The 12,190-nt window shown below is 64.5% G+C and carries 11 protein-coding genes; 6 read left to right on the top strand and 5 right to left on the bottom strand.

The genetic code is table 11. The annotated features are described in order from the left end of the window. Positions 1-280 precede the first annotated feature (280 nt). The 5 genes from EN955_RS30395 to EN955_RS30370 form a co-directional block, all read right to left on the bottom strand. Entirely contained in the window at positions 281-1,249 is a 969-nt protein-coding gene (locus EN955_RS30395; RefSeq protein ID WP_024504110.1) for a GlxA family transcriptional regulator, read from the bottom strand. 332 nt (positions 1,250-1,581) lie between these two features. Continuing rightward, a complete protein-coding gene (locus EN955_RS30385; protein WP_024502230.1) occupies positions 1,582-2,763 on the bottom strand; it encodes a PLP-dependent aspartate aminotransferase family protein in 1,182 nt (393 codons plus the stop codon). Further along, the gene (locus EN955_RS30380) at positions 2,760-4,199 is read right to left on the bottom strand and encodes a pyridoxal-phosphate dependent enzyme (protein ID WP_024502229.1); all 1,440 of its coding nucleotides are present in this window, start codon (positions 4,197-4,199) and stop codon (positions 2,760-2,762) included. The genes EN955_RS30385 and EN955_RS30380 overlap by 4 nt, the downstream gene beginning before the upstream one ends. Before the next feature lie 290 nt (positions 4,200-4,489). Then, positions 4,490-5,824, bottom strand: coding sequence for an FAD/NAD(P)-binding protein (locus EN955_RS30375; RefSeq protein ID WP_013528704.1), 1,335 nt, complete (start codon positions 5,822-5,824; stop codon positions 4,490-4,492). Between the two features lie 31 nt (positions 5,825-5,855). Next, positions 5,856-6,326 (bottom strand): Rrf2 family transcriptional regulator, encoded by a 471-nt coding sequence (locus tag EN955_RS30370; RefSeq protein WP_013528705.1) that lies wholly within the window; start codon positions 6,324-6,326, stop codon positions 5,856-5,858. Positions 6,327-6,967: 641 nt separating this feature from the next. Between EN955_RS30370 and tauA the strand changes: the two genes are divergently transcribed. From tauA to EN955_RS30340, 6 genes are all read left to right on the top strand, one after another. Then, the gene (tauA, locus tag EN955_RS30365) at positions 6,968-7,981 is read left to right on the top strand and encodes a taurine ABC transporter substrate-binding protein (protein ID WP_024502228.1); all 1,014 of its coding nucleotides are present in this window, start codon (positions 6,968-6,970) and stop codon (positions 7,979-7,981) included. Between the two features lie 159 nt (positions 7,982-8,140). After that, positions 8,141-8,932 carry a taurine ABC transporter ATP-binding protein gene (locus EN955_RS30360; protein WP_024502227.1) on the top strand — a complete coding sequence of 264 codons (792 nt, stop codon included), beginning with the start codon at positions 8,141-8,143 and terminating at the stop codon, positions 8,930-8,932. Next, complete coding sequence (locus tag EN955_RS30355) at positions 8,929-9,789, top strand: ABC transporter permease subunit (protein ID WP_024502226.1); 861 nt, start codon at positions 8,929-8,931, stop codon at positions 9,787-9,789. The genes EN955_RS30360 and EN955_RS30355 overlap by 4 nt, the downstream gene beginning before the upstream one ends. A gap of 31 nt (positions 9,790-9,820) precedes the next feature. Beyond that, entirely contained in the window at positions 9,821-10,006 is a 186-nt protein-coding gene (locus tag EN955_RS30350) for a hypothetical protein (RefSeq protein ID WP_013528709.1), read from the top strand. A 242-nt stretch (positions 10,007-10,248) separates the two neighbouring features. Next, entirely contained in the window at positions 10,249-11,202 is a 954-nt protein-coding gene (locus tag EN955_RS30345) for a sulfonate ABC transporter substrate-binding protein (RefSeq protein ID WP_024502225.1), read from the top strand. A 91-nt stretch (positions 11,203-11,293) separates the two neighbouring features. Continuing rightward, on the top strand, positions 11,294-12,190 hold an 897-nt coding region (locus EN955_RS30340; RefSeq protein WP_164769928.1), incomplete at its 3' end, for an LLM class flavin-dependent oxidoreductase.

Genomic DNA, 12,190 nt, shown 5'->3' with positions numbered 1-12,190 from the left:
GGCTGGAGCATGGCGCAGCGGGGGCCGGAGGATTGTGCTGGAAACCGCGTGTGTTGTGCGGAATGCCGCTGGGCAACAAGAGATGCAGGCGCCAAGCGCCCCCCTCTGTCCTGCCGGACATCTCCCCCTCAAGGGGGGAGATTGGCAGCTTTGGCCTCATCGCTCTTTTCTTCATCGCTGAAAATTGGCGAAAGCCGTTGTTACATCCGATCTCCCCCCTTGAGGGGGAGATGTCCGGCAGGACAGAGGGGGGCGCTGTCCCGCCATTCCTTTGACTACCCTAATGCCTCCGCGCCAGTTTCGGCGGATGGCCATGCTCCTCGCGAAACGCCCGGGCAAAACTCGACATCGAGGCAAACCCACACGCCAGCGCCACGTCGCGCACGGCGAGCGTCGAGTGCGCCAGCAGGTCAGCGGCGCGTTTGAGCCTCAGGCGCCGGTAATAGCCATTGGGCGAGATGGCGAGTTCGGAGCGGAAGGAGCGCTCGAGCTTGTCTGAGGACACGCCGAGCTTCGCGGTCAGCTCGGCCATGCCGAGCCGTTCCTCGACCGCGTCTTCCATGATGGCGATGGCCGACAGCACCAGCTCGTTCTGGACGCCGGTGCGCAGGCGCAGCGGCATCATCTTGCGGTCGATGCTGGAGCGCAGCTGGCTGTGCACGAACCATTCGGCGACGCCGGCGGCAAGCTCGGCGCCGTAGTCGCGGGTGATGATCTCCAGCATCATGTCGAGGCTGCCGACACCGCCGGCCGAGGTGAAGCGCTTGCGGTCGATGACATAGAGGTCGCGCCTGAGCTCGATGTTGGGGAAGGCTTCGGTGAAGGCGGCCTGGCTGGTCCAGTGCAAGGTGCAGGCATGGCCGTCGAGCAGGCCGGCGCGCGCCAGGAAGAACGCGGCATCCGCCACCGCACCGATATGGGCGCCATTGCGCAGGCTCTTGCGGATCCAGTGTGCAGCGTCCTCGGCGACGAGGTGATCGGCATCGCCGCCCGAGCAGACGACGATGCGGTCGACCTTCGGCGCATCCTCGGCGTAAAAGCCCGGCTGGATGACGACGCCGTTCGACGCCTCGACCGCACCTTTCGTGCCGCCGACGATGATCCAGCGATAGCATTGCCGTTTCGCCAGGACATTGGCGGCGCGCAGCGGCTCGATGACCGAGCTGAACGCCATCATCGGAAAACCTGGGAACACCAGCACGGCGAAAGTGAGGGGTTCAGTGGGCTTGGGTGGTTCGCGCGTGGCCATGGGGCGCTACATTTCGGGCAGATGGGGTTCGGGGTCAATTGGCCGGTCCATCATCATGAGACGTCGGCGCCGCCCCTTGCCCTTCCTCTCCCCCGTCGATCGGGGGAGAGGTGTCGAGCGAAGCTCGACGGAGTGGGGGTCGACCCTCGCCGCGCGCCTGAGGTCTCTTGCTCGTCAGATTGTGCCTGTCTTGCGGCGACTGCGCGTCTGCGAACGCCTTCCCCACTCCGTCTCGGCTTCGCCGAGCCACCTCTCTCCCCTCCGGAGGGAAAGGAAAGGAGCCAAGGCAGGGCGATGAGGGGCAACGCTGAAGTTGCAAGTTGATTGAGCTTCTAGCCCGCCAGCGCCTGCTCCAGATCCGCAATCAGATCATCGCCATCCTCGATCCCCGCCGACAACCTTACCAGCGAATCCGATATGCCGATCTCGGCCCGTTTCTCCGCCGGTATGGAGCCATGCGTCATCAGCGCCGGGTGCTCGATCAGGCTCTCCACACCGCCGAGGCTTTCGGCGAGCGTGAACAATTGCGTGCGTTCGAGGAACTTTTTGGTGCCGGCTAGGTCGCGGTCGAGCACGGCTGTGATCATGCCGCCGAAGGCATGCATCTGCTGGACGGCGACGGCGTGCTGCGGGTGGCTGGCGAGGCCGGGATAGATGACGCGGCGGACGTCGCGGCGCGCTTCCAGCCATTGCGCGATCTTGAGCCCGTTGGCGGAATGGCGCTCCATGCGCAGCGCCAGCGTTTTCAGCCCGCGCAGTGCCAGAAAACTGTCGAACGGGCCCGAAATGGCGCCGATGGCGTTCTGCAGGAATTTCAGCTGGGCGGCCAGATCCTTGTTGTCGCCGACGACGGCGACGCCGCCGACCATATCGGAATGGCCGTTGAGATATTTGGTCGTCGAATGCACGACGATGTCGATGCCAAGCTCCAGCGGCCGCTGGATATAGGGGCTGCAGAAGGTGTTGTCGGCGACCGTGAGAATCCCCTTGCGCCTGGCAAGTGCGGCGACGCCTTCGAGGTCGACGATGCGCAGCAGCGGGTTGGTGGGGGTTTCGACCCACAGCATTTTCGTCTCGGGCCGGATCGCGGCCTCCACGGCGGCAAGGTCGGTGAAGTCGACGAACGAGACCTGCAGATTGGCCGAGCGTTTGCGCACCCGCTCCATCAGCCGGAAGGAACCGCCATAGATGTCGTCGGTGGCAACGATATGCGCACCGGAATCGAGCAGCTCCAGCACGGTGGCGATCGCCGCCAGCCCGGACGCGAAGGCGAACGCAGCCGAGCCGCTTTCGAGATCGGCCACGGCGCGCTCGAACGCAAAGCGCGTCGGGTTCTGGCTGCGGGCATATTCAAAGCCCTTGTGCACGCCGGGCGATTGCTGGCCATAGGTCGAGGTGGCGTAGATCGGCACCATCACCGCGCCGGTCAGCGGGTCGTGGCTCTGGCCGCCATGGATGGTGCGCGTCGAGAAAGCCAGACGGTTTTTCCCGGCTGGCGGAGTATTGCTGGTCATCGTGCGCGCCTCAGATGGTTGATCAGATCGATGCGGGTAATCAGGCCGACGAATTCGTCGCCGTCGAAGATGATGGCGACCTCGTTGCGGTCGAACACCGGCAGCAGCGCGTCCAGCGTCTGGCTGGCCTGCAGCGTGTGCAGGTTGGAGGTCATGGCCGTGCGCACTGGGCCGTTGAAGCGCTCCCAGCGGCCGTCATAAGGGCCGTCGACCTTGGCCAGTATGTCGCTTTCGTCAACGATGCCGACGAGCTTGCCATTGTCGAGCACCGGCAGCTGCGAGACATCGGAGCGGCGCATGCGGCCATAGGCATTGAGCAGGCTTTCGTCCGGGCCGACATAGACGGTGTCGCCGGTGCGGTGCGAGCGCATCACCAGGTCACGCAGATCGCCATGCTGCTCGTGCTCGGCCAGCCCCTGCTCGGCCAGCCAGAAATCGTCGAACACCTTCGACAGGTACTTGTTGCCGCTGTCGCAGACTAAGGTGACGACGCGTTTGGGCACCGTCTGCTCGCGGCAATAGCGCAGCGCCGCCGACAGCAGCGTGCCCGACGATGAGCCGGCAAGGATACCTTCCTTGGACAAGAGGTCGCGCACCGCCAGCATGCTCTGCTTGTCGGGGATCGAATAGGCCTTCTTGACCAGCGACAGATCGGCATTGGGAGGCACGAAATCCTCGCCGATGCCTTCCACGGTCCAGCTGCCGGCCTCTTCCATCTTGCCGGTCTTGATCAGCGGCGCCAGCACCGAGCCGACCGGATCGGCCAGCACCATTTCGGTCTTCGGCGACACTTTTGCGAAGTAGCGGCCAAGCCCGGTCAGCGTGCCGCCCGAGCCGACGCCGACCACCACGGCATCCACATCACCGTCGAGCTGCGAAAAGATCTCGGGGCCGGTGGTGGTTTCATGCGCCAGCGGATTGGCCGGGTTGGCGAACTGGTTGGCATAGAAGGCGCCGGGCGTTTCCGCCGCGATCTTCTCGGCCATGTCCTGGTAATATTCGGCATGGCCCTTGCCGACATCGGAGCGCGTCATGCGCACTTCGGCGCCGAGCGCGCGCAGGTGCTGGATCTTTTCGCGCGACATCTTGTCGGGCACGACCAGCACGATGCGGTAGCCCTTGGGGATGCCGACCTGGGCGAGACCAAGCCCGGTGTTGCCGGCGGTCGCCTCGACGATGGTGCCGCCGCGCTTGAGCTTGCCCTGCTTTTCAGCCGCGGCGATCATCGACAGCGCGATGCGGTCCTTGATCGAGCCGCCGGGATTCTGGCTTTCGAGCTTGATGAACAGCCGGCATTTGCCGGTGTCGAACTTGGTCAGCTCGACCACCGGCGTCTGGCCGATCAGGTCGAGTACCGACTTGTAGGGCGGACGCAGGCGGGACAATTCGGCTTCCGAGGGGGCACTGTCCAGTGCGGCGATCTCATGCTCGCTCATATCGATGCTCCATGACCAAGCGACCGCCTCTGGGCAGGGCGGCAGCGTAGCCTCTTTTCCAGCCCTTTGCAGTCGGAAAGAAGATAGATCGTGCCAATCAACCGGCCAGATGCGGAATGAAATTCCGGTTTGTGCCTCAAAGGCTTGGAGGGTGTGTTGAGATTCAGGTCAGGCGAGCCGAAAATGGCAGATTCCGAGAACCGGAGCAGAGCGTACTTTTGGGTACGTGAGCACCGGAAGCCACAGGAAGCCGCATTTGCAGGCCGGCATCACCTGAATATCGACACAGCCTACCCCAGCAGCTGCTTGCTCAGCCTCGCACACTGCACGCGGATATCGGGGATGGCGTCGATCTCGAAGAAGGTGCCGCGCGTCAGCGGGCCGACGGCGAGGATCTTGGCCGAAACGGTTCCGTCGCCGGCGATGATCTCGCATTTGGTCGATACGTCGAGGCCGATGCGCAGCGGATCCGGCCTTGCCAGGCCGCGGTCGACCAGCGAGCGCACGACGCTGTTCGACGAGGTCGAGATGTCCCTGACGATGCCAGAGCAATCGTAGATGCGGGCGACCTCGAAGGTCTCGAGACGCTGCGTGTGACGCGACTGGACCTGGACGGTGAATTCGCCGTTGCGCGCAATGTCGACGACGCGGCCGGCGACCAGGCGGATGCGGCCGGATTGCACGGCCTCGGTGACACGGGCGTAGACCTCGGGCGCCATGCGATGGCGGTGGATGTCCCACCAGGCCTTGGTGTGCTCGACGAAGCGGCGCTTGGCGGAAGCCGGCCAGTTCTGCCAGATCTTCTGGTTGAACGGCCGCAGCCCGTCGACGACGTCACGCCAGTCGATGCCGGCCTTCTGGTTTTCCTTGATCAGGTCGCGGAACCAGCCGACGAAATAGGAGAGCTGCGTGCCGAGCGGAATGTCGGCGACGTCGAGCTTGATCGGATTGCCCTTGCGATGCGGCGAGGGCAGCAGGCCGCGCCTGGACACAGCTATGATGTCGCCGCGATGGCCGCGTTGCTCCAGCGCCAGGAAAGCATCGACCATGCTGAGGCCGGTGCCCAGCACCATGACGCCGGCGCCGGGCGGAAGTGCTGTGTCGGCTTCCGATCCCATCCTGATGGCATGGCCTTGCGCCGGCTCCTCGTCATGGCCGGTGGCCAGCACGGCGAGATGCGCAACGACGCTGGTGCCGTTGGCCAGCGCCACTTCGACGCCGGAGGCGGTGGGCGTGATCGAGAGGCTTTCCTCGCGGATCAGCCGAAGCCGACCGCTCTGCTTTTCCCGCGCTTCCAGATCGACCAGCAACTCGCCGAGATAGCGGGCATAGATGCTGCGTGGCGCATAGAAGGGCGCCTCCTCAGCCGTTGCCAGGCCGCGTTCCTGAAGCCAGCGCCAGAAATTGCCGGGATCGTCGGCATAGGCGCTCATGCCGGCGGCGCTGACATTCAGTACATGCGCCGACAGCAGCGTCGAATAGGCGATGCCCTGACCGAAATGCGGGCGCCTTTCGATCAGCGTGACGCGCAGGTCGGGATTGGGCGACTTCAGGAGATGCGCGGCCAGCACGACGCCGCTGGCGCCGCCACCGACAATGATGATGGAGTTGGCGCGCCCGGTCATAGGCATGCCTTCGCTCTGCGCAGCGCCAGTGTCAGGCCTGGACCTTCACCGCGACCGGCAGATCGCCGATGCCGACCGACAGGTCGTCGAGAGAGATATCGCGCATTTCGGCGAGGCTGCGCTGATCGAGCACCTCGGCGATCGCCTGCCGGACCTCGAGCATCAGATGTCGGACTTGGCATGTCGCCTCGTTGCAATCTTCACAGCGCTGGTACTGGGTGCGGCTGGCGCAGGGGATCGGCGCCAGCGGACCGTCGAGGACGCGCACGACATGGCCGACCTTGATCTCGTCGGCGGGCCGCGCCAGGCGATAGCCGCCATCCTTGCCCTTGCGGCTCTGGACGAAGCCGGCATTGCGCAACTCGCCCAGGATGGCGTCGAGAAATTTCTTCGGGATGTTGTTGCCGGTGGCGACGTCGTTGACGAAGGCGAGCTGCCCGGCCGGCAATCGCGCGAGGTGGACAAGCGCCTTGAGGCCGTACTTACCTTTTTTGGTGAGCATGAGATCAAAATTTCTCTGGCATGCGACGGCATGGAACCATCGGTTGCAAAACGCCTGGCGTGCGTTGCCGCCGCGTCCAAGCCCGCATGACACATAAATTCTAGTGACATGATGTACAAGCCGAGAACTGCTGATTTTGCTTCGTTTTCAAGCCGCGCCGGCCATTTTGACCAGCCTTTGTGCCCACAGGGACACAAAAGCGCACGAGTTTGGGGGCGCGATCATCGCGATATGGTGACTGCTCATCGTCGCCTCCAGTCTCAATGTCGATAAGATTACTATACTTACCCCCGAACACGCGGAATGGGTTGTCAAATCGCCGGTTGTTTGAGGCATGAATTTGCCTGGAAAGGCCGGAAGCGGGAATTCTAGTTCGCGGTGGGCGTAGGCGGAGCCATCACGGCAGTTCAGGAGGTTAAAGGTCGGTGGGACAGAGGGGGCGCTGGCCCGCCGGCGTCGAAAGGCCTGCCCTGTGGCGACACTCTGCCCCACCGCAACCACCCTATCCGCCTCACCACCTCACCATCGACAGCTTTTTTCTAACAAGCCCGCCTTGGTTGGAAGGATTTAACTCTACAAGAACCATAGAATTAGCTGACTATTATGAAGCATTCCGGTTTTTCTCTTTTCAGGAGCCCTTCATGTCCACCATTTCGCGACGCATTCTTCTGCTCTCGTCGGCGGCACTTGCCGGTGCGGCCTTCCTCGGCCCGGCCCTGGCCAACGACCTCAAGATCACCATCGGCTACCAGACGGTGGTCGAACCCTCGAAAGTGCCGCAGGCCGACGGCGCCTATGAAAAGGCGACGAAGGCCACCATTGATTGGCGCAAATTCGATTCCGGCGCCGATGTCATCGCCGCGGTCGCTTCCGGTTCGGTCGATATCGGCTATGTCGGCTCGAGTCCGCTGGCGGCGGCGGCGAGCCGCGAGTTGCCGATCCAGACCATCTTCATCGTCGGCCTGATCGGCGAATCCGAGGCGCTGGTGGCACGCAACGGCGCCGGCATCGAGAAAATCGCCGATCTCGCCGGCAAGAAGGTCGCCGTGCCGTTCGTCTCGACGACGCATTACAGCCTGCTCGCGGCACTGAAGCATGAGGGCGTCGATCCGAAGTCGGTCGAGATCCTCAATCTCAGGCCTCCGGAAATCGCCGCCGCCTTTTCGCGCGGCGACATCGACGCCGCTTATGTCTGGGATCCGGCGCTCGGCCAGATCAAGACGACGGGCAAGGTGGTGGTGGATTCCTCGCAGGTCGCCGCCTGGGGCGCGCCGACCTTCGACGCCTGGATCGTGCGCACCGACTTCGCCGAAAAGAACCCGGAAGCGGTGCGCGACTTCGTCAAGGTGACGGGCGCGGCATATGCCGAGTTCCTCGCCAAGCCCGAAGCCTGGTCGGTATCGTCGCCGCAGGCGGCCGCGATCGCCAAACTCACCGGCGCCAAGCTGGAAGAAGTGCCGCAGCTGCTCAAGGGCTATGTCTTCCCGACGCTGGAAGAGCAGGCCTCCGACAAATTCCTCGGCGGCGGCACGGTCAAGGCGGTCGAAGCGACATCCACCTTCCTCAAGGAGCAAGGCAAGATCGACGCCGTGCTTCCCGACTATTCGAAATACGTATCGTCGAAATACGTCACCGAGGCGCTCGCCTCGAACTAGTACTCGCTTAACGCAATTCCGGACGGAAAACCGCTTCACACTTTTCCTGGAATTGCTCTGAACGCGCGCGGATCTTTTTCCCTAACGCCGCGTGCTGACTGCCCCGGAACCGCTGACGAGGGCCGGGGCAGTCGGATTTCAACGAACCGCGAGGCATCCATGCCGCATCTCGTGCTCGACCCGCATCTCGTACTGGACAAGGTCTCGATCCACTATGACGGCCAGGCAGCGCCTGCCGTCGAGCGGGTGTCGATCGATGTCGCCAAGGGCGATTTCGTCGTGCTGGTCGGCCGTTCCGGCTGCGGCAAGACCTCGCTGCTCAACGTCGCCGCCGGCCTTGTCGCGCCGGCGCGCGGTACGGCTTCAATCAACGGCAAGCCGATCACAGCACCTGGCTCGGACCGGGCGGTGGTGTTCCAGAACGATGCTTTGTTCCCATGGCTGACGGCGCGCGAAAACGTTGCCTTCGCGCTCAGGCTGCGCGGTGTCGCTCCGGCCGAGCGGGCGCGGCGCGCCGATGAGCTGCTGGCGCTGGTGAAGCTCGCCGACGCCGGCGACAAGTGCATCTGGGAGCTTTCCGGCGGTATGCGCCAGCGTGTCGGCCTGGCTCGGGCGCTCGCCGCCGAACCCAAATTCCTGCTGCTCGACGAACCGCTCGGCGCGCTCGATGCGCTGACGCGCGAGCGCATGCAGACGACGCTGCTCGATCTGTGGACGGCAAGCGATGTCGGCGTGCTGATGGTGACGCATGGCATCGAGGAGGCGCTGGTGCTGGCCACCCGCATCGTCGTGCTGGCGCCTGGCCCGGGCCGCGTGGTGCAAACTTTCGAACCCAGCTTCTCCAGGCGCTACGCATCGGGCGAGGCCATCCGCACCATCAAGGCCGACCCGGCCTTCGCCGCGGCGCGCGGCGAACTAACCGACGCGATCTTCGAAGGAGAGGCGGCATGACCGTTACCTCCTACACCGAGCGGCCGGGACACAAGGTCGACGAGACCGACGGCCTGTCGGTGCCGTGGTCGCGGTCCAGCCCGAAACGCAAAGGCGTTTCCGCGCGCGCGGTCAGCGTGGTGACCATCCTGGTGGTGCTGGCGCTGTGGGCGCTGTCGGCCCGCCTGCAACTGGTGTCGCCAGTGTTCCTGCCCTCGCCGGTTGCGGTGTGGAACAAGTTCATCACCGTCGCCCGCGACGGCTTCGTCGATGCGACGCTGCTGCAGCATGCGATCGCCAGCCTGGGCCGGGTTTTCGCCGCGCTGGTCGCCGCCATCCTCGTCGGCGTGCCGGTTGGGCTCGCCATCGGCATCAGCACGATCGGGCGCGGCATCTTCGATCCGCTGCTTGAGTTCCTGCGGCCGATCCCGCCGCTCGCCTACCTGCCGCTGGTCGTCATCTGGTTCGGCATCGGCGAACCGTCGAAGATCCTGGTGATCACTATTTCCATGCTGGCGCCGGTGGCATTGTCGACCGCGTCCGGCGTTCGCGGCGTTTCGCAGGAACGCATCAATGCGGCGCGCTCACTGGGTGCTACTCAGCGCCAAGTGGTCCGCCATGTGATCCTGCCCAGCGCGCTGCCGGCGATCCTGACCGGCCTGCGCATCGCGCTCGGCGCCGGCTGGTCGACGCTGGTCGCCGCCGAACTGGTGGCGGCGACGCGCGGGCTTGGTTTCATGATCCAGTCGGCCGCCCAGTTCCTCGTCACCGACGTGGTGGTGATGGGCATATTGGTGATCGCGGCCATTGCCTTCGTGCTGGAATTCACCCTCCGCAGGATCGAGCGCGTGCTCGTCCCGTGGGCGGGACGCGAATGATTGGGAACCAGAAGAGCAGGAGAGAATGCCGATGACCCATTCCACCGCCGTGCTGTTCGCCCAAGCCGGCAATTGGCTTCTCGCCTGGACCAGGGAAAGCCAGCCGCTTGAACAGCAACCGAAATCGCCAACGCCGGTCCGCTGGGACGCCGAGCGCGACCGCCTGCCGCCACGCGACGAGAGTTTTTACTGGGCCTGGCAGTACTGGTCGCAGTGAGGGGATTGGCGATTGGCACTAGCCCCCGCGTCTTCGTCATCCTAGGGCGGGGCAAGGAGCGAAGCGACGCAGCGCAGACCCCAGGATGGCGAATTCCAGGTAGCCAAAGAAGATAATTCCCATTCTCCCCTCTAACTCGCAAAATCATTCCTCTACTAAATTTATAGAATTACCTAGCCTCATCCATCTTCCAACCGGCGAGGCCATTTCCGGCGCCGATCCGCAGCGAAGGAGAGGGATCAATGTTCAATCTAACGAGACGTGTTTTCGGCATCGGCCTGCTGGCGGCGACGGTTGCCGTGTCGTCCGGCGCCACGGCGCAGGAGCTGAAGCAGTTCAGCATCGGCTATCAGAAGACCGGCCTGCCGGTGATCGCCAGGCAGCAGCAGGTGATCGAGAAGGCACTTGAAGACAAGGGCGTGACGGTCAAATGGGTCGAGTTCACCGCCGGTCCGCCGCTGGTCGAGGCGCTCAATGTCGGCGCCATCGATGTCGGCTGGACCGGCGACGCGCCGCCGATCTTCGGCCAGTCGGCCGGTGCCAACATCGTCTATGCCGCAGCGCTGCCGTCGAATGGCGAGGGCGAGGCGATCTTCGTCAAGCCGGCGTCGCCGATCCAGTCGGTCGCCGATCTCAAGGGCAAGCGCGTCGGTGTCGGCAAGGGCACCAGCGCGCATAATCTGCTCGTCGCCGCGCTGGAGAAGGCCGGCATCCCGTTCGACCAGATCACGCCGGTCTATCTCAGCCCGGCGGATGCGGCCGCAGCCTTTGCCAGCGACCAGATCGATGCCTGGACCGTCTGGGATCCGTTCTTCGCCATCGCCGAAACCCGCTACCAGCCGCGTGTGCTGGCCCGCTCCAGCGAGGTGCTGAAGGTCAACACCTATTTCCTCGCCAACAAGGATTTCGCCAAGGCGCATCCCGAAACCGTCACCACGACGATATCAGCCTTGGGCGAGGCGGCGAAATGGGCCGACCAGAACCGCGACAAGGTGGCCGCGGCGCTGCATGAGGTGACCGGCGTGCCGCTCGACGCGCAGATCATCGCCGCCAACCGCACCAAATTCGGCATCTTCCCGATCACCGACGAGATCATCGCCGGCCAGCAGGCGACCGCAGACCGCTTCTTCAAGCTCGGGCTGATCCCGAACGCGGTCCGTATCTCCGACGCGGTGTGGACGGCACCCGGCAACTGACTTGTCCCCTGACGGCGCCGGGTGAGAACGCCCGGCGCCATTTGCGTTCGCACCCATATCTCCAGGAGATCCGCCCGTGACTGTGCCAGACATGACCGCGCCTGCCAGCACCGCACCGCTCGATTTCTTCTGGTTCATCCCGACGCATGGCGACGGCTCCTATCTCGGTTCCGAGGAGCAGCAGCGGCCGCCCGAATTCGGCTACTTCAAGGAGATCGCGCAGGCGGTCGACCGGCTCGGCTTTCCCGGCGTGCTGTTGCCGACCGGCCAGAATTGCGAGGATTCCTGGATCACCGCGACGGGCCTTGCGACACTCACCGAAAAACTGAAGTTCCTGGTCGCGCTGCGGCCGGGCGTGACGCTGCCGACTTTCGCCGCACGCCAGACCGCCGCCCTCGATCGCTTGAGCAATGGCCGCCTGCTGCTCAATGTCGTGGTCGGCGGCAACCCGACCGAGCTCGCCGGCGACGGCGTCTTCCTGCCGCATGACGAGCGCTATGCCCAGGCGCATGAATTCCTGACCATCTGGCGCGGCCTGGTGTCCGGCGAGCGGGTCAATTTCAACGGCAAATATTACCGCGTCGAAAATGGCCGCCTCGACCTTCTGCCGCACCAGGAACGGCCGCCGCTCTATTTCGGCGGATCGTCGGATGCCGGCCAGGATCTCGCCGCGGACCTCGTCGACATGTATCTGACCTGGGGCGAACCGCCGGCACAGGTGGCCGAGAAGCTGGCCGCGGCGCGCGCAAAGGCGGCGCGGCGCGGCAGAAAACTGCGCTTCGGCATCCGGCTGCATTTCATCGTGCGCGAGACCGAGGACGAAGCCTGGCGCGCCGCCGACCGGCTGATCAGCCATGTCACCGACGCCCAGATCGAGAACGCGCAGGCGCGCTTCCTCAACCAGATGGATTCGGTCGGCCAGCGCCGCATGGCGGAGCTGCATGGCGGCCGCCGTGACAGGCTGGTGGTGTCGCCCAATCTGTGGGCC

This window comes from Mesorhizobium sp. M7A.F.Ca.CA.001.04.2.1, assembly GCF_003998485.1.
Taxonomy (GTDB): Bacteria; Pseudomonadota; Alphaproteobacteria; order Rhizobiales; family Rhizobiaceae; genus Mesorhizobium; species Mesorhizobium ciceri.
This window is presented reverse-complemented; position numbering and strand designations above follow the sequence as displayed.